The organism is Enterobacter genomosp. S (assembly GCF_001631805.1).
GTDB lineage: Bacteria > Pseudomonadota > Gammaproteobacteria > Enterobacterales > Enterobacteriaceae > Enterobacter > Enterobacter quasihormaechei.
Window position 1 is genome coordinate 239177 of the sequence record NZ_LVVA01000022.1, and the last position, 17937, is coordinate 257113.

The 17937-nt window shown below is 57.5% G+C and carries 19 protein-coding genes; 9 read left to right on the forward strand and 10 right to left on the reverse strand.

Annotated features, from left to right (window positions below):
• Window positions 1–29 precede the first annotated feature (29 nt).
• Window positions 30–770 carry an amidase activator ActS gene (actS, locus tag A3466_RS19480; protein WP_038416673.1) on the reverse strand — a complete coding sequence of 247 codons (741 nt, stop codon included), beginning with the start codon at window positions 768–770 and terminating at the stop codon, window positions 30–32.
• A 163-nt stretch (window positions 771–933) separates the two neighbouring features.
• On the opposite strand from actS, the gene idi reads away from it, so the two are divergent.
• The gene (gene idi, locus A3466_RS19485; protein ID WP_063451981.1) at window positions 934–1476 is read left to right on the forward strand and encodes an isopentenyl-diphosphate Delta-isomerase; all 543 of its coding nucleotides are present in this window, start codon (window positions 934–936) and stop codon (window positions 1474–1476) included.
• A 47-nt stretch (window positions 1477–1523) separates the two neighbouring features.
• Here idi and lysS read toward each other — a convergent pair whose 3' ends face one another.
• From lysS to xerD, 5 genes are all read right to left on the reverse strand, one after another.
• Window positions 1524–3041, reverse strand: a complete 1518-nt coding sequence (lysS, locus tag A3466_RS19490) for a lysine--tRNA ligase (RefSeq protein ID WP_006811868.1) — start codon at window positions 3039–3041, stop codon at window positions 1524–1526.
• A gap of 9 nt (window positions 3042–3050) precedes the next feature.
• A protein-coding gene (gene prfB / locus A3466_RS19495; protein WP_102750013.1) for a peptide chain release factor 2 occupies window positions 3051–4149 on the reverse strand; the annotation gives its coding sequence in 2 pieces (ribosomal slippage) (window positions 3051–4073 and window positions 4075–4149; 1098 coding nt in all).
• A 90-nt stretch (window positions 4150–4239) separates the two neighbouring features.
• Complete coding sequence (gene recJ, locus A3466_RS19500; protein WP_063451983.1) at window positions 4240–5973, reverse strand: single-stranded-DNA-specific exonuclease RecJ; 1734 nt, start codon at window positions 5971–5973, stop codon at window positions 4240–4242.
• 5 nt (window positions 5974–5978) lie between these two features.
• Entirely contained in the window at window positions 5979–6692 is a 714-nt protein-coding gene (gene dsbC, locus A3466_RS19505) for a bifunctional protein-disulfide isomerase/oxidoreductase DsbC (RefSeq protein WP_063451984.1), read from the reverse strand.
• A gap of 28 nt (window positions 6693–6720) precedes the next feature.
• Window positions 6721–7617 (reverse strand): site-specific tyrosine recombinase XerD, encoded by an 897-nt coding sequence (gene xerD / locus A3466_RS19510; protein WP_063451985.1) that lies wholly within the window; start codon window positions 7615–7617, stop codon window positions 6721–6723.
• A 101-nt stretch (window positions 7618–7718) separates the two neighbouring features.
• Here xerD and fldB point away from each other — a divergent pair, with 101 nt between their 5' ends.
• Complete coding sequence (gene fldB, locus A3466_RS19515) at window positions 7719–8240, forward strand: flavodoxin FldB (RefSeq protein ID WP_063451986.1); 522 nt, start codon at window positions 7719–7721, stop codon at window positions 8238–8240.
• A gap of 1 nt (window position 8241) precedes the next feature.
• Here the strand turns inward: fldB and A3466_RS19520 are convergent, their stop codons facing one another.
• Both A3466_RS19520 and sdhE read right to left on the reverse strand, forming a co-directional pair.
• Window positions 8242–8652 carry a protein YgfX gene (locus tag A3466_RS19520; protein WP_063451987.1) on the reverse strand — a complete coding sequence of 137 codons (411 nt, stop codon included), beginning with the start codon at window positions 8650–8652 and terminating at the stop codon, window positions 8242–8244.
• Window positions 8633–8899, reverse strand: coding sequence for an FAD assembly factor SdhE (gene sdhE / locus A3466_RS19525; protein WP_003863437.1), 267 nt, complete (start codon window positions 8897–8899; stop codon window positions 8633–8635). The genes A3466_RS19520 and sdhE overlap by 20 nt, the downstream gene beginning before the upstream one ends.
• Window positions 8900–9192: 293 nt before the next feature.
• Between sdhE and ygfZ the strand changes: the two genes are divergently transcribed.
• Window positions 9193–10173, forward strand: a complete 981-nt coding sequence (gene ygfZ / locus A3466_RS19530) for a tRNA-modifying protein YgfZ (RefSeq protein WP_063451988.1) — start codon at window positions 9193–9195, stop codon at window positions 10171–10173.
• 109 nt (window positions 10174–10282) lie between these two features.
• On the opposite strand, the gene trhA is transcribed toward ygfZ, so the two are convergent.
• Window positions 10283–10942: a PAQR family membrane homeostasis protein TrhA gene (gene trhA / locus A3466_RS19535; RefSeq protein ID WP_003863433.1), complete on the reverse strand. Its 660-nt coding sequence runs from the start codon at window positions 10940–10942 to the stop codon at window positions 10283–10285.
• 266 nt (window positions 10943–11208) lie between these two features.
• Between trhA and A3466_RS19540 the strand changes: the two genes are divergently transcribed.
• From A3466_RS19540 to A3466_RS19565, 6 genes are all read left to right on the forward strand, one after another.
• The gene (locus A3466_RS19540; RefSeq protein ID WP_063451989.1) at window positions 11209–11940 is read left to right on the forward strand and encodes a MurR/RpiR family transcriptional regulator; all 732 of its coding nucleotides are present in this window, start codon (window positions 11209–11211) and stop codon (window positions 11938–11940) included.
• Between the two features lie 116 nt (window positions 11941–12056).
• Window positions 12057–13490: a 6-phospho-beta-glucosidase BglA gene (gene bglA, locus A3466_RS19545; protein WP_063451990.1), complete on the forward strand. Its 1434-nt coding sequence runs from the start codon at window positions 12057–12059 to the stop codon at window positions 13488–13490.
• A gap of 124 nt (window positions 13491–13614) precedes the next feature.
• Entirely contained in the window at window positions 13615–13974 is a 360-nt protein-coding gene (locus A3466_RS19550; protein ID WP_063451991.1) for a hypothetical protein, read from the forward strand.
• A gap of 48 nt (window positions 13975–14022) precedes the next feature.
• The gene (locus A3466_RS19555; protein ID WP_063451992.1) at window positions 14023–16032 is read left to right on the forward strand and encodes a protein-disulfide reductase DsbD family protein; all 2010 of its coding nucleotides are present in this window, start codon (window positions 14023–14025) and stop codon (window positions 16030–16032) included.
• A gap of 1 nt (window position 16033) precedes the next feature.
• Window positions 16034–16636 carry a DsbA family protein gene (locus A3466_RS19560; RefSeq protein ID WP_063451993.1) on the forward strand — a complete coding sequence of 201 codons (603 nt, stop codon included), beginning with the start codon at window positions 16034–16036 and terminating at the stop codon, window positions 16634–16636.
• Window positions 16626–17126: a protein disulfide oxidoreductase gene (locus tag A3466_RS19565; protein ID WP_063451994.1), complete on the forward strand. Its 501-nt coding sequence runs from the start codon at window positions 16626–16628 to the stop codon at window positions 17124–17126. The genes A3466_RS19560 and A3466_RS19565 overlap by 11 nt, the downstream gene beginning before the upstream one ends.
• Window positions 17127–17128: 2 nt before the next feature.
• Here A3466_RS19565 and A3466_RS19570 read toward each other — a convergent pair whose 3' ends face one another.
• Entirely contained in the window at window positions 17129–17872 is a 744-nt protein-coding gene (locus tag A3466_RS19570; RefSeq protein WP_063451995.1) for an SDR family oxidoreductase, read from the reverse strand.
• Between the last annotated feature and the right edge of the window lie 65 nt (window positions 17873–17937).

The following is a 17937-nucleotide window of genomic DNA, read 5'->3' on the forward strand; positions in this document are numbered from 1 at the left end:
TCACAGCTAACTGGCGATAATCTAATCACTTAGCACTTCGGTTTACTGCCCTGCGCCGGAAGATAACGCTGCGGATCGATGGCCGTGGCCTTATAGCGAATCTGGAAATGCAGCTTCACCGTATCCGTCCCGGTACTGCCCATGGTCGCAATCTTCTGCCCCGCCTTTACGTTCTGACCGTTGTTGACCAGCATCGTGTCGTTATGCGCATAGGCCGTAATGTAGTCCTCACCATGCTTAATCATGATCAGGTTGCCATAACCGCGCAGCTGATTACCGACATAAACCACCTTCCCGGCTCCCGACGCGTAAACCGGCGTGCCGCGCGCGGCTGCGATATCAATGCCTTTGTTGCCCCCTTCCGAGAGCGAGTACGGCGCCACCACTTTTCCGCTGGCAGGCCAGATCCAGCAGCGCTGACCGACCGGCGGCCAGGAGGATTTTGGTACCTGGTAGGATGGTGTGACTTTGGCCGTTTTGCGCGTTGAGGATTTTTTCCCTGAGGAGGAACCGCCGTTAACCTTGAGCTTCTGCCCTATCTCAATGGTATACGGTGGAGAGATGTTATTCAGGCGCGCCAGTTCCTTCACGCTGGTCCCCGTGGCGCGTGAGATGCGGTAGAGTGTGTCTCCGCGCTTAACGGTATAGACGGCACCGGAATAACTGCCCATATCTGACGATTTACTCCCCGAGCATCCGGCTACAAGTAGCGTCAGCGTCAGGCAGAAAACGGCAATGATCGGGTTTCTCGTCAGGCTTCCTGCAAACAAAACAGCTCCTCGGTCAGCGTGAATGGCGCACTATGATAGCAGCCCAAACTGATGCCGGTCATGCCCTTTTCCGCTCTGTGGGCCAAACCGTTCGCACAAGAATGCAGTATAATAATTCTGCTGATGGTGCTGAACCATTTGGCATTTTGGCACTGGAGCATCAATGAGTATTCAAGAACATGTTATTTTGGTAAATGACCAGGGAAAGGTGATTGGCACTCAGGAGAAGTACGCCGCGCACACGACACACACCCCGCTACACCTGGCTTTCTCTTCGTGGCTGTTTAACGCTAACGGAGAATGTCTGATTACCCGGCGCGCCTTAAGTAAAAAAGCCTGGCCTGGCGTGTGGACGAACTCCGTTTGCGGTCATCCACAGACCGACGAAGCGACGGAGCAGGCGATTATCCGCCGCTGCCGCTTTGAAATCGGCGCCGAAATCACCGACATCACTCCCGTTGCCCCGGCGTTCCGCTACCGCGAAGCCGACCCATCCGGGATCGTTGAAAATGAGATTTGCCCGGTCTACGCGGCCCGCGTCACGAATACCCTCGCAATCAATAGCGACGAAGTGATGGATTACCAGTGGGTGGAGCTGGACGCGCTATTCCGCGCGCTGGACGCCACGCCGTGGGCGTTCAGCCCGTGGATGGTGCTGGAAGCGACGGCCGCGCGCGAAGAACTCAGCGCATTCGCCGCGCAATAAAAAAGCCCCGGCGAAATTCGCGCGGGGCTTTTTTACATCTTAACGGCTTATTTCACCGGACGCATCGCCGGGAACAGGATCACGTCGCGGATGGTGTGGCTGTTGGTGAACAGCATAACCATACGGTCGATACCAATACCCAGGCCAGCCGTCGGCGGCAGGCCGTGTTCCAGCGCGGTTACGTAGTCTTCGTCGAAGAACATCGCTTCGTCGTCGCCTGCCGCTTTCGCATTAACCTGATCCTGGAAGCGCTGCGCCTGATCTTCTGCATCGTTCAGCTCGCTGAAGCCGTTGCCGATTTCGCGGCCACCGATAAAGAATTCGAAGCGGTCAGTGATTTCCGGGTTCTCGTCATTACGACGCGCCAGCGGAGACACTTCCGCCGGGTATTCGGTGATGAAGGTCGGCTGAATCAGGTGCGCTTCTGCCACTTCTTCGAAGATCTCGGTCACGATACGGCCCAGACCCCAGCTCTTCTCCACCTTGATACCGATGCTTTCGGCGATCGCTTTTGCAGAGTCAAAGTTGTCCAGATCCGCCATCTCGGTTTCCGGACGATATTTCTTGATCGCTTCGCGCATGGTCAGTTTTTCGAATGGCTTGCCGAAGTCGAACACTTCTTCACCGTAAGGCACTTCTGTGGTGCCCAGAATATCCTGCGCCAGGGTGCGGAACAGGGATTCGGTCAGCTCGATCAGATCTTTGTAATCCGCATACGCCATGTAGAGTTCCATCATGGTGAACTCTGGGTTATGGCGCACGGAGATGCCTTCGTTTCGGAAGTTACGGTTGATCTCAAACACGCGGTCGAAACCACCTACCACCAGACGCTTCAGGTACAGTTCCGGCGCGATACGCAGGTACATGTCGAGATCCAGGGCGTTGTGATGGGTGATGAACGGACGGGCAGATGCGCCGCCAGGGATCACCTGCATCATCGGGGTTTCCACTTCCATAAAGTCGCGGTTAACCATGAACTGGCGAATACCGGCCATGATCTGGGAGCGAATTTTGAAGGTCTTACGGGATTCATCGTTAGAGATGAGGTCCAGGTAGCGCTGACGATAGCGCGCTTCCTGATCCTGCAAACCGTGGAACTTGTCCGGCAGCGGGCGCAGGGCTTTGGTCAGCAGACGCAGCTCGGTGCAGTGGATAGACAGTTCACCGGTCTTGGTTTTGAACAGTTTACCTTTTGCGCCCAGGATATCGCCCAGGTCCCACTTCTTGAACTGCTCGTTGTAGATGCCTTCCGGCAGGTCGTCACGGGAGACGTACAGCTGAATGCGGCCGCCAACGTCCTGTAAGGTCACGAAGGACGCCTTACCCATGATACGACGGGTCATCATACGGCCAGCCACGGACACTTCAACGTTCAGCGCTTCAAGCTCTTCGTTCTCTTTACCGTCGAAGTCAGCGTGCAGTTGGTCTGAGGTATGGTCACGACGAAAATCGTTCGGGAACGGCACGCCCTGCTCGCGCAGCGCTGCCAGCTTCTCGCGGCGGGTTTTCAGTTCGTTGTTAAGATCGACTACCGCGTCAGCGCCCTGTGCTTGTTGTTCAGACATGTTGGTTCCTCATAACCCTGCTTTCAAACTTGCTTCGATAAATTGGTCCAGGCTGCCGTCCAGCACCGCCTGCGTGTTACGGGTTTCAACCCCGGTACGCAGGTCTTTGATGCGGGAGTCATCAAGGACGTAAGAACGGATCTGGCTGCCCCAGCCGATGTCGGACTTGTTGTCTTCCATCGCCTGCTTCTCAGCATTTTTCTTCTGCATCTCCAGCTCATAAAGCTTCGCTTTCATCTGCTTCATGGCCTGGTCTTTGTTCTTATGCTGGGAACGGTCGTTCTGGCACTGTGTGACCAGCCCGGTTGGAATGTGGGTAATACGCACCGCAGATTCCGTACGGTTAACGTGCTGACCACCCGCGCCGGATGCGCGGTACACGTCAATACGCAGATCCGCCGGGTTGATGTCGATATCAATATCTTCATCCACTTCCGGGTAGACAAACGCGGAGCTGAAGGAGGTGTGGCGACGGCCACCGGAGTCAAACGGACTCTTACGCACCAGGCGGTGAACGCCGGTTTCAGTACGCAGCCAGCCGTAGGCGTAGTCACCGATGATCTTGATGGTGACGGACTTAATGCCGGCAACTTCACCTTCAGACTCTTCGATAATCTCGGTTTTGAAACCGCGCGCTTCCGCCCAGCGCAGATACATGCGCATCAGCATGCTGGCCCAGTCCTGCGCTTCGGTACCGCCAGAACCTGCCTGAATATCGAGATAGCAGTCCGCGCTGTCGTATTCGCCGGAGAACATACGACGGAATTCCAGCTGCGCCAGCTTCTCTTCCAGCACGTCGAGTTCTGCCACGGCTTCGTTAAAGGTTTCTTCGTCGTCGGCTTCGACGGCCAGCTCCAGCAGCCCAGAAACATCTTCCAGACCCTGCGACATCTGATCCAGCGTATCTACGATAGCTTCGAGGGAGGAACGCTCTTTACCCAGCGCCTGAGCGCGTTCAGGTTCGTTCCAGACGTCCGGCTGTTCCAGCTCGGCGTTTACTTCTTCGAGACGTTCTTTCTTGGCATCGTAGTCAAAGATACCCCCTAAGAACGTCAGAGCGCTCTGTGAGGTCCTGAATGCGGTTTTTTACCGGATTAATTTCAAACATGGTCTGTTTTCTTTTATGAGCTTGTCAAAATGCGGTGATAAGAGCGGGATTGTACCGAATCCACGCCCTTTTTTATAGAGATTACTGACGCTAAATTGGCCAGATATTGTCGATGATGATCTGAAGGGAGCGATTACCGCGAAACTCGTTAATATCCAGCTTATAGGCCAGCTCAACCTCGCGCACGCCGTTGTCCGGCCAGACGGAGGTATCAACGTTAAAGGCAATGCCGTCCAGCAGCGGCCCGCCGCCGACCGGTTCCACCATCACTTTGAGGTGGCGTTCGCCGACAATACGCTGTTGCAGCAAACGAAAACGCCCGTCGAAAAGCGGCTCAGGGAACATCTGCCCCCACGGGCCCGCATCGCGCAGCATCTGCGCCACGTCCATGGTCATTTCAGCCGGGGAAAGCTCACCGTCAGAAACCACTTCCCCCTGCAACAGCGACGGATCGATCCAGTCGGTGACCAGTTCGCCAAACAGACGCTGGAATTCGTCGAACTTCGCCTCTTCGAGCGACAGGCCCGCGGCCATCGCGTGGCCGCCGAACTTAATCATCAGGTTCGGATGAAGCGTGTCGAGACGCTCCAGCGCGTCGCGCATGTGCAGCCCCTGAATCGAGCGTCCGGAGCCTTTCAGCGTGCCGTCCCCGGCAGGCGCAAACGCGATCACCGGACGGTGGAAGCGCTCCTTAATGCGTGAGGCCAGAATGCCCACCACGCCCTGGTGCCATTCGGGGTGATACATCGCCAGCCCGCCCGGCAGGGTATCGCCGCTGCGCTCCAGCTTTTCGCACAGGGTCAGCGCTTCGGCCTGCATCCCCTGCTCAATCTCTTTACGGGTCTGGTTGAGCGCGTCCAGCTCGTTGGCCAGCACGCGCGCTTCGCCGATGTTGTCGCACAGCAGCAGCGCGACGCCAACCGACATATCGTCCAGCCGCCCCGCCGCGTTCAGGCGCGGGCCGAGGGCAAAGCCCAAATCGCTTGCCACGAGCTTAAGCGGATCGCGGTTGGCAATTTCCAGCAGCGCCTTGATCCCCGGACGGCATTTACCTGCGCGAATACGGCTTAAGCCCTGCCAGGTGAGAATCCGGTTATTGGTATCGAGCGGCACCACGTCCGCTACGGTTCCCAGCGCCACCAGATCGAGATATTCGGCCAGGTTCGGCACGGCTATCCCGCGCGATTCAAACCAGCCCTTATCGCGCAGCAACGTGCGTAGCGCCAGCATCAGATAAAACGCCACCCCTACCCCAGCCAGCGATTTCGACGGGAAATCACAGTCGCGCAGGTTGGGGTTAATGATGGCTTCGGCGGCCGGCAGGGTTTCTCCTGGCAGGTGGTGATCGGTGACCAGAACCGGGATCCCCAGCGCATGGGCATGATCGACCCCCGCATGAGAGGAGATCCCGTTATCCACGGTCATGATCATCTGTGCGCCACGGGCGTGGGCCTGATCGACCACTTCCGGGCTGAGGCCGTAGCCATCTTCAAACCGGTTCGGCACCAGATAAGTCACGTTATCGCAGCCCAGGGCACGCAGGCTGAGCACGCTCAGCGCGGTACTGGTTGCGCCGTCGGCATCGAAATCGCCCACCACGACAATCCGCGTCCCTTCACGGAACGCGTCGTAGAGCATGTCGGTCGCTTTTTCGATGCCGCTTAGCGCCTGCCAGGGCAGCATGCCTTTGACGCTGCGCTCAAGATCGCTTGCCGTTCTCACGCCGCGGCTGGCATACAGCCGCTTTAGCAGCGGAGGAAGGTCGGCGGGTAAATCGGCCGTATCAACCGCTTCACGGCGGCGCAGTTTTATCGGGGCTTTCACGCGAATTACTTACCGCCCGTCTGTTTCTGATGCGCGTCAAGGAACGCTTTCATCTCTTTTGGACCCTGATAGCCCGGCACCACGTAACCGTTGCTCAGGACAATGGCTGGCGTCCCGCTCACGCCAAACTGGACGCCCAGCGCGTAGTGGTTAGCGATGTCGATGTCGCAGGACGCAGGCTTCACGCCTTTGCCGTTCATCGCGTCATCAAAGGCCTTATTGCGATCTTTCGCACACCAGATCGCCTTCATATCCTGCTCGGGCTGGCTCTGCACGCCCGCGCGTGGGAAGGCCAGGTAACGCACGGTAATACCCAGTGCATTGTAGTCTTTCATCTCTTCATGCAGCTTGTGGCAGTAGCCACAGGTGATGTCGGTGAAGACGGTAATGACGTGTTTTTCCTGCGCCGCTTTGTAGACGATCATCTCTTTTTCGAGCGCGTTCAGGTTTTTCATCAGCAGCTGGTTAGTGACGTTCACCGGCTGCGCGCCGCTTACGTCGTACATTGGCCCCTGAATGATGTGCTTACCGTCTTCGGTCACATACAGCACGCCGCTGTTGGTCAGCACCGTTTTCATGCCAGCCACCGGCGATGGCTGGATCTCGCTGCTGGCGACGCCGAGTTTCGTCAGAGACTGTTTAATGGCGGCATCGTCCGCATGGGCAAATCCGGAAACTGAAGCTGCCAGCAGGGTGAACAGCGCTAAAGACTTTTTCATATATGATCCTGTAACAATTCGTCGGCACTCACGCGCGAGGGTGGTGCTGTTGGTGTAGCTGCCGCAGGCGTTCCGTCGCGACATGGGTGTAAATCTGCGTCGTTGAAAGATCGCTGTGTCCAAGCAACATCTGCACCACGCGTAAATCAGCGCCGTGGTTTAACAGATGCGTCGCGAAGGCGTGACGCAAAACGTGCGGCGACAGCTTTTCACTGTCAATACCCGCCAGTGTGGCGTAATGTTTAATGCGATGCCAGAACGTTTGTCGCGTCATCTGCTGCGCGCGCTGGCTCGGGAATAATACATCAATGGAGACGCCGTTCAGCAGCCACGGACGCCCGTGTTCCAGATACGTCTCCAGCCAGTAGACCGCCTCTTCACCCAGCGGCACCAGCCGTTCTTTGTTCCCTTTACCGATGACGCGCACCACGCCCTGACGCAGGCTGACATCGCTCATCGTCAGGCCAACCAGTTCGGAAACGCGCAGGCCCGTGGCATACAATAGTTCAAGCATGGCTTTATCGCGTAACTCCAGCGGAAGGTCAACTGCGGGCGACTGTAATAATCTCTCAACTTGTGCTTCGCTGAGATCTTTTGGCAGCCGCTGAGGCAGTTTAGGCGATGCCAGCAGTGCGCTGGGATCGTCCGCGCGGATCTTCTCGCGGTAAAGGTGCTGGAACAGGCGGCGCATGGCGCTCAGCAGACGCGCGGAGCTGGTGGCTTTGTACCCCCCTTCCATCCGCTCGGCCAGTAACCCTTGCAGGTCATCGCTTTGCGCGCTTTCAAGCGTCAGCCCCCGGTGCGCCAGCCACTCCACCAGCAGGGTAAGATCACGGCGGTAAGCGCTGAGCGTATTTTCGGCGAGGTTTTTTTCCAGCCACAGCGCGTCGAGAAACTGTTCGATGAGTGCGAGATCCTTTTCCACATCAGCCCCTTTGGTTCTGCAATCCGGCCATTATGCCTGATTGCCATCTGTTTCTGGTACACTACGCGCAAAGTCATAGCAAGAATTGAGATTGTTACGCGATGAATATTGGTCTGTTCTATGGTTCCAGCACCTGTTACACCGAAATGGCGGCGGAGAAAATTCGCGACATCATTGGCCCGGAACTGGTGACGTTGCATAACCTGAAAGATGACTCGGTCGCCTTGATGGAGCAGTACGATGTGCTGATCCTGGGCATCCCAACCTGGGACTTTGGTGAGATTCAGGAAGACTGGGAAGCCATCTGGGATCGGCTCGATACGGTCAATTTCGAGGGCAAAATCATTGCGATGTACGGCATGGGCGACCAGTTGGGCTACGGGGAGTGGTTCCTCGACGCGCTCGGCATGCTGCATGACAAACTGGCGCCAAAGGGCGCGACGTTTATCGGCTACTGGCCTACGGAAGGCTATGAGTTCACCAGCCCAAAACCCGTCATTGCCGACGGCCAGCTGTTTGTCGGGCTCGCGCTGGATGAAACCAACCAGTACGATCTCAGCGACGAGCGCCTCCAGACCTGGTGCGAGCAAATTCTGGGTGAGATGGCCGAGCAGTTTAGCTGATTTACTCCTGCGTCGGCTGTTGCACGATTAGCCGGCGCAGATCCCGCCACTCCGCGGCATCCATACTGTCAGCTGCCAGCCACAGGTGCTGGCGTCGATTGTCCTCAACCCGACGCAGCCGTAGCATCATCCCGGTGTTGAGCATCCACGGCGTCCCTATCATCTCCCACTCTTTTCCCTGCCAGCGCAGGCGAGAATCCATCAGCAGCTTAATTTCACCCTGACGGGCGTTGATTCGACGTTGGCTTCGCACGCTGTCAAACACCACAAACGACAGCAAAAGCAACCACAGAGGGGTGTAGCTAAGCGGCCATGGCACCAGTAACACCAATGCCGCGACCAGACCGTGGAGCAGTAACGACATCCACTGTGAGCGCCACGAGACGCGAAGATCAGATTGCCACAGGACCACGTTCCTGATTCCGTGTTTGAATTAATTGCACCATCCGTTGCAACTCGGTGTCGGCGGGCTTGCCGTGATTCATCAGCCAGTTGAATAAATCCGGATCGTCAGACTCAAGCAGGCGGACAAACAGACGCTTATCGTCATCGCTTAAGCTATCGTACTCATACTCAAAGAAAGGCATGATGGAGATATCAAGTTCACGCATGCCGCGACGGCACGCCCAGTGAATACGGGCCTTGTTGTTAATATCCATGTTCTGTTTCCTGCATTACGTTTGGCACAGTCGGTATCCCGCTCGGTATTGATTATTGCTTTCCGGGACACCTGGTAGTGTAACGTGTTTTTAGCCGTTTCTTTACTGGAATATTGCGAACTACGGGCAGGCTTCCAGAATAATCCCTATTAAGACAGTGGATTACACTATTTTGCGTAGCGCTACACATAACCAGGTAATGGCACGAATGGCCTGCTGAAAGCGCTTGCAATGAATACAGTCTCTTTTACCATTAGGTATTATCAAAGCGTTAAGCAATTCAGGACATCACTATGGCATTTTCACCATTTTCTCCTCGCCAGCCCGCCGCCTCTGCGCGTCTGCCGCTGACGCTGATTACTCTTGATGACTGGGCACTGGCGACACTGACCGGTGCGGACAGCGAAAAATACCTGCAAGGCCAGGTCACAGCGGACGTGGCGCAGTTGACTGAACACCAGCATCTGCTGGTCGCTCATTGCGATCCAAAAGGCAAAATGTGGAGCAACCTGCGTCTGTTCCGCCGTCAGGACGGGTTCGCCTTCATTGAGCGCCGCAGCCTGCGTGACGCCCAGCTCAAAGAGCTGAAAAAATATGCAGTCTTTTCTAAAGTCACTATCGCCCCGGACGATGAACACGTCCTGCTGGGGGTTGCGGGTTTCCAGGCGCGTGCAGCGCTGAAAAACCTGTTTGCCGAGCTACCGGATGCCGAAAAACAGCTGGTCAGCGAGGGAGCGACCTCCATTCTGTGGTTCGAGCACCCGGCGGAGCGCTTCCTGCTGGTAACAGACGTAGCAACGGCGGAACGCGTCACTGACGCCCTTCGCGGTGAAGCACAGCTCAACAACAGCCAGCAGTGGCTGGCGCTGAACATCGAAGCGGGCCTGCCGGTGATTGACGCGGCAAACAGCGCGCAGTTTATCCCGCAGGCGACCAATATTCAGGCGCTGGGCGGTATCAGCTTTAAGAAAGGCTGCTACACCGGTCAGGAGATGGTGGCGCGGGCGAAATTCCGCGGTGCGAACAAACGTGCCCTGTGGACGCTGGCGGGCCATGCCAGCCGCGTGCCGGAAGCGGGTGAAGATCTCGAGATGAAGATGGGTGAAAACTGGCGTCGTACCGGCACCGTGTTAGCCGCCGTACAGCTCGATGATGGCCGCCTGCTGGTGCAGGTTGTCATGAATAATGATATGGAGCCCGACAGCGTGTTCCGCGTGCGGGATGATGCGAACACGCTCAGCATTGAGCCGCTGCCGTATTCACTGGAAGAGTGAAGTAATAGCGCCCGGTGGCGCTCCGCTTACCGGGCCTACGCTTTTATATTCCCCCTCTCCCCGTGGGAGAGGGTCGGGGTGAGGGCATCAGACCGCACCCTGCCCAAAGCTACACCTGCCCCACATACAAATAAATTGCCAGGAAGTGGCACACGCTGCCGCCCAGCACAAAGCCGTGCCAGATCGCATGGTTGTACGGGATGCGCTTACAGACGTAGAAAATCACGCCCAGCGAGTAGACCACACCGCCCACCGCCAGCAGCGTCACGCCCCCGACCGCAAGCTTAATGGCTAACTGATACACCACAATCAGCGAGAGCCAGCCCATTGTCAGATAGGTGACCAGCGACAGCACTTTGAACCGGTGCGCGATGGTCAGCTTAAACAGGATCCCCAGCAGCGCCAGGCTCCAGATCACAATCATCAGGCCACGCGACAGCGGTGAGTTGAGCCCCACCAGCAAAAACGGCGTGTAGGTGCCTGCAATAAGAAGATAGATAGCGCAGTGGTCAAATTTCTTGAGCCATATCTTCGCCCGCTGGTGCGGAATAGCGTGATACAGCGTTGAGGCCAGAAATAGCAGGATCATACTCCCGCCATACAGGCTGTAGCTGGTGATGGCCATCGCGCTGGCGTTGGTATCCACCGCCTGCACCAGCAGCAATACTAAACCGACAATCCCAAACACCAGGCCAATGCCATGGCTTATACTGTTGGCTACTTCCTCAGCCAGCGAATATCCCTGTGCGATTAATGGTCTGCTCACCATACTTAACTCCGGGAAAACAAAAGATGATTATTCATCGCCAGTCTATGCTAACTGAGAATGATTCCAGTGAACACCTGTTAGCTAAAATAAATCCACAATAAAGATTTATCCTTATAATTCAATGCAATGAAAAAACAATCCACCGTACAGATGTAAATTATTTCATTAACACCTGAGTAATCAATGAGATAAAACCGTCTCCCGCCGCCGGGCGGCATGGTATGATTCAGGGATAGTGTCCGACAGCGAGTTTAGCCATTGTGAGTATGTTCACCCATTCCGCCATTGCCAGCCTCAACAATCTGGAAATGATGGTCTACAACTACGTCATTAAGAACCGTGACAAAGTGATGTACATGACCATCCGCGAACTGGCGGATGCGGCGGGCGTTTCCACTACCACCATCCTGCGCTTTTGCCGCAAGCTCAACTGCGATGGCTACTCTGAGTTCCGCGTGCGCTTTAAGCTCTACCTGGAGCAGAACGAGCCGCAGCAGGCAAATTTTGGCGCCAGCGAAATTATCAGCTTCTTTAAAAGCGTAAATAACGAAGAGTTCGATACGTTATTAGATGAGGCCGTCGATATTATTTTATCCTCCGAGCGAATTATTTTCGTCGGCGCAGGCACGTCCGGATCGCTGGCAAAATATGGCGCACGTTTCTTTTCAAATATCGGCAAATTCAGCAACCATATTGACGATCCCTATTTCCCGGTCACGAACGATATGGCTAAAAATGCGCTGGCTATTGTGCTCTCCGTCTCCGGCGAAACCGAAGAGATCTTACGCTTTGCCAGCCAGTTCAGCCTGCACCGCTGCAAGGTACTCTCCATCACCAGCCATGAACACTCTCGTCTCGCGAAGCTGGCAGACTTCAATCTCTCCTGGCACGTTCCGCAAACGCGAATCGGCGGCGTTTACGATATCACCACTCAAATTCCTGTGATCTATATTCTGGAATCATTAGGCCGGAAGCTGGCGAAGAAATTAACAGAATAAAACACCCTGTTTTTTTGATGTGACAAATTACAATTTCCGCAAATTGTTATATCGTGACATTTAATTCCGCTTTGCTAGACTCGAAATCAATAAGTCCTGAATTGAGAATAGCAAAGATGAAAAAACTCACCTTACCGAAAGATTTTTTATGGGGCGGCGCGGTGGCGGCGCACCAGGTTGAAGGCGGCTGGAACAAAGGCGGCAAAGGCCCCAGCATCTGCGACGTCCTCACCGGCGGCGCCCACGGCGTTCCGCGTGAAATCACTCAGGAAGTGATTGAAGGCAAATATTACCCGAACCACGAGGCCGTCGACTTCTACGGCCATTACAAAGAAGACATCAAGCTGTTTGCCGAGATGGGTTTCAAATGCTTCCGTACCTCCATCGCCTGGACGCGCATCTTCCCGAAAGGGGATGAAGCTCAGCCAAACGAAGAGGGGCTGAAGTTCTACGACGACATGTTCGACGAACTGCTGAAGTACAACATCGAGCCGGTGATCACCCTCTCCCACTTTGAAATGCCGCTGCACCTCGTTCAGGAATACGGCGGCTGGACCAACCGTAAAGTGGTGGATTTCTTCGTGCGCTTCTCGGAAGTGGTGTTTGAGCGCTACAAAAATAAGGTCAAATACTGGATGACCTTCAACGAAATCAACAACCAGCGCAACTGGCGCGCGCCGCTGTTCGGCTACTGCTGCTCCGGCGTGGTGTATACCGAGCATGATAACCCTGAAGAGACCATGTACCAGGTGCTGCACCACCAGTTCGTGGCCAGCGCGATGGCGGTGAAGGCCGCACGCCGCATCAACCCGGAGATGAAGGTCGGCTGCATGCTGGCGATGGTGGCGCTCTATCCTTACTCCTGCAAGCCAGAAGATGTGATGTTCGCTCAGGAATCCATGCGCGAGCGCTACGTCTTTACCGACGTTCAGCTGCGCGGCTACTACCCGTCTTACGTGCTGAACGAGTGGGAGCGCCGTGGCTTCTCCATCAAAATGGAAGCGGGCGACGAACAAATCCTGCGTGAAGGCACCTGCGACTACCTGGGTTTCAGCTACTACATGACCAACGCGGTGAAAGCGGAAGGCGGCACCGGCGACGCCATTTCAGGCTTCGAGGGCAGCGTGCCGAACCCGCACGTGAAGGCGTCCGACTGGGGCTGGCAGATTGACCCTGTGGGCCTGCGCTATTCGCTGTGCGAGCTGTACGAGCGCTACCAGAAGCCGCTGTTTATCGTGGAAAATGGTTTCGGTGCCTACGACAAAGTGGAAGCGGACGGCAGCATCAACGATGACTACCGCATCGACTACCTGCGCGCTCACGTGGAAGAGATGATGAAGGCCGTGACCTGGGACGGCGTGGATCTGATGGGCTACACCCCGTGGGGCTGCATCGACTGCGTCTCCTTCACCACCGGCCAGTACAGCAAGCGCTACGGCTTTATCTACGTTAACAAGCACGACGACGGCACAGGCGACATGTCCCGCTCCCGCAAAAAGAGCTTCGAGTGGTATAAAACCGTCATTGCCAGCAACGGCGAAACGCTGTAATCGCTCGCCCTCTCTGCAACCGGAGAGGGCAAACCGCTTATCTTCCAGACACTTCTTTACAGCATTTGCGTTGCCAAAAGATGTTCGCCCGATAATATAGGCGTCCTGAATATTAGAGGCGAACATGATTAAGCGACAACGCAACGCTATCCTGCTTGTAGCCCTGGCCTGCCTGGTGGTGCTGATATGCACCGCCCAGCGGATGGCCGGGATGCACGCGCTTGTCATGAACGTCACCGCCGTAAGCCAGTCTGTCCAGCAGGGGCAGGAAAGTTCCGACGCACCGGTCACCCCGTGTGAGCTTAGCGCCAAATCGCTGATGTCGGTCCCGCCGGTGTTGTTTGAAGGCGCCCTGTTTGCCGTTACCCTGCTGCTGGCGTTACTGGCAGCCATTCCGCCGCGCCGCGAGCGGCAGTGGCCTCCCCGCGTTATCTCCCCGCCCCGGTTACGGGTGCATCTGCGATTATGCGTCTTCCGTGAATGAGTCTTCGCCTGTCACTTCAGGTTAATTTATCATTTACGGAGAAAATTTATGTTTACTGTATTCAGGCGACTGCTGGTCTGCCTGCTTTGGCTATGGCTGCCCCTCAGCCAGGCTGCCGACAGCGGCTGGCTGCGCGCCGCCGATAATCAGCACGCCAGCGTCAGGCTGCGTGCGCAACCCGAAAGCACTGGCGAAACCCGCCTGCTGCTGGACGTCGCCCTGCAAAAAGGGTGGAAAACCTACTGGCGCTCGCCGGGCGAAGGCGGCGTCGCACCCGCCATTATCTGGCATCAACCCGTTGAGGCGATCTGGCGCTGGCCTACGCCGCAGCGTTTCGACGTCGCGGGCATCACCACGCAGGGCTATCACGGCGATGTGAGCTTTCCCATCACCCTGCGGGGCGACGTCCCGAAGATCCTGAGCGGCGTGCTGACGCTCTCCACCTGTAGCAACGTCTGTATTCTTACTGACTACCCGTTCTCGCTGAACATGACCGCATCCGCAGGCGCCGGTTTTGATTACGATTTCAGTCGGGCCATGGGCACCCTTCCGCTCAGCGGCGGGTTGACCTCAACGCTTAACGCCACCTACGCCCCCGGCAAGCTGACCGTAACAGCGCAGCGTGAGGCTGGCTGGCAGGCGCCGTCGCTGTTTATTGACGGCATGGACGACGTAGATTTCGGCAAGCCGACCCTCGCCGTGCGCGGTGATTCGCTGGTGGCCACCGTGCCCGTGACGGACAGCTGGGGCGAGGCCGCGCCCAGCCTCAGCGGGAAAACGCTGTCGCTGGTGCTCGCCGACAGCGGCCAGGCGCAGGAGTCCCGCGTGGAGATCCAGCCGGGCAGCGCCGCCCTCGCGTTCTCGTTAGGCTGGGTGCTGCTGATGGCGCTGGCTGGTGGCCTGATCCTCAACGTTATGCCCTGCGTGCTGCCGGTGCTGGCCATGAAGCTGGGCACGCTGATGCAAACCGAACGGCAGGCGCGCGGTCAGGTGCGCAGGCAGTTTCTTGCTTCGGTGTCCGGGATCGTGATGTCGTTCCTCGCGCTGGCGCTGATGATGACGGTTTTACGCTTAGGCAATCAGGCGCTTGGCTGGGGGATCCAGTTCCAGAATCCGTGGTTTATTGGCGCGATGGCGCTGGTGATGGTGCTTTTCAGCGCCAGCCTGCTGGGGCTGTTTGAAATCCGCCTCCCTTCCGGGGCCAGCACGTTCCTCGCCACGCGCGGAGGAAACGGTCTGGCAGGCCATTTCTGGCAGGGCGCGTTTGCGACGCTGCTGGCAACGCCCTGCACCGCTCCGTTCCTTGGCACAGCGGTATCGGTCGCGCTGGCGTCGCCGCTTCCTCTGCTGTGGGGGATCTTCCTGGCAATGGGCATCGGCATGAGCCTGCCGTGGCTGCTGGTGGCGGCCTGGCCGGGGCTGGCCCAGCGGTTGCCGCGTCCGGGACGCTGGATGAACGTCGTGCGCGTCGTGCTGGGGATGATGATGCTCGGCTCATCGCTGTGGCTGCTGAGCCTGCTGACGGTGCATATTGGCACCCAGCCCGTTATCACGCTGGGCGTGCTCCTCATCCTTGCGCTGCTGCTGGTCACCGCCTGGCGCTACCGCTGGCAAACGGCGCTGCGCGCCGGAGCGTTTGCCATCGTCGTGGCCGGGGCGGTTGCGTTTGTTTCCGGCTCTGGCAGCGAGGGGGCCCGACGCGATCGCATTCACTGGCAGCCGCTCAGCGAGCAGGCCATCACCCAGGCGCTGGCGGAGAACAAACGGGTGTTCATCGACGTGACCGCTGACTGGTGCGTGACCTGTAAAGCCAATAAATACAACGTGCTGCTGCGCGACGACGTACAGGATGCGCTCTCCGCCCCGGACGTGGTTGCCCTGCGCGGCGACTGGAGTCGCCCCTCCGATACCATCAGCCAGTTCTTAACCACGCGCGGCAGCGCCGCCGTACCGTTTAACCAGATTTACGGACCAGGGTTACCGCAGGGCCACGTGCTGCCCCCGCTGTTAAGCCGTGACGCGGTGCTGAGTACCCTGTCCGATGCGAAAGGAAAATAATATGCGCTCGTTTATCGCCTTACTGTTGCTCTCTTTATCGGCGTTCAGTTTTGCCGCGCCGACAGAGGACGCTTCCGATGACCAGCTGGCGGCGCTGCTGTTCAACGATCCGGCCAGCCCGCGAACCGGCGCGACATCGCCGAAGCTCACCATCGTCTCCTTCACGGACTACAACTGCCCTTACTGCAAGCAGTTCGACCCGATGCTGGAGAAAATCGTACGTGATAATCCCGACGTACAGCTCATCGTTAAACTGCTGCCGTTTAAGGGGCAAAGCTCGGTGAATGCCGCTAAGGCGGCGCTTTCGACGTGGCAGCAGGCGCCGGACAAATTCTGGGCGCTCCACCAGCGGCTGATGATGAAAAAAGGCTATCACGATGACGCCAGCATCGCCGCCGCGCGGGCCAAAACCGGAACGGACGGCATTAAAACGGATGATAAAACCATGGACAGCCTAAAGATGAACCTGATCCTGGCGCAGGTACTGAATATTCAGGGTACGCCGGCAACCATCATCGGTGACCAGATGGTCGCGGGCGCCATTCCTTATGACGATCTGGAGGGGCTGGTCAAAGAACAGCTGGCAAACGCCCGTGGCAGGTAAGCTTCCGCGCCTGCTGCGCGAGCTGGCCGTGTGGCTGCTGATTGGCGTAGCCGTGACCCTGGCGGTGGACTATTTCCGCCAGCCCGCCCTGCCGCAGAACTTCGCATCCACCACGCTGCAAACCCTCAACGGCGAGACCGCCGATCTTATCGCCATGAGTGAGGAGCGTCCGCTGCTGGTCTACGTCTGGGCGACGTGGTGCGGCTTCTGCCGCTACACCACGCCGTCGGTAGCGGCGCTGGCCGCGGACGGGGGTAACGTGATGTCGGTTGCGCTGCGCTCAGGCGATAACGCGACACTCGAAACATGGATGAGGAAGAAGAAGGCGACGATGCCCACGGTCAACGACGCCAGCGGAGAGCTGGCAAGTCAGTGGGACGTTCAGGTGACGCCCACGCTGGTGGTGATCTCTCACGGTGAAGTGACGTCGATCACCACCGGCTGGACCAGCAGCTGGGGGATGCGCCTGCGGCTGTGGCTGGCGTCGTAGCGTTACTTCCCGCCGGCCAGCTCCAGGAAGCTGCCGGTGACATAGGAGGCTTTGTCGCTCAGCAGCCAGGCAATGGCCTGGGCGACCTCCTCCGGCTGTCCGCCACGCTGCATGGGTAACAGAGACTTCACCCGATCCACACGCCCCGGCTCACCGCCGGAGGCGTGAATATCGGTATAAATCAGGCCAGGCCGCACGCAGTTCACGCGAATGCCCTGCGCCGCTACCTCCAGCGCGAGGCCGGTCGTCAGGGAATCCACTGCCCCTTTAGAGGCGGCATAATCCACATATTCCCCCGGCGCGCCCAAGCGTGACGCCGCCGAAGAGACGTTCACAATCGCGCCGCCCTTGCCGCCGTGTTTATGCGACATACGCTTTACCGCCTCACGGCAGCAGAGAAAATAGCCGGTGACGTTGGTGGCCAGCACGCGGTTAATACGCTCAGCGGAGAGGTTTTCGAGGGTGGATTGTTCAAACAGAATGCCGGCGTTGTTCACCAGCGCGGCGAGCGGCTCACCTTCGCGATCGATGCTGTCGAACATCGCCATCACCTGCGCTTCATCGCTGATATCCGCGCGCACGGCAAAGGCCTGACCGCCCGCGTCCACGATCTGATTAATAACGTCCGTCGCAGCGGTGATGTTGTGATGAAAATTCACCGCTACGGTGTAGCCTTCGCTTGCCAGCTGTAGCGCGGTGGCTTTACCAATGCCGCGGCTGGCGCCGGTGACCAGTGCAATTGCCATTCACAACCTCCAGATAAAAAAAACCGGGTGGCGCTTACGCTTACCCGGCCTACAGTATGGCAAAT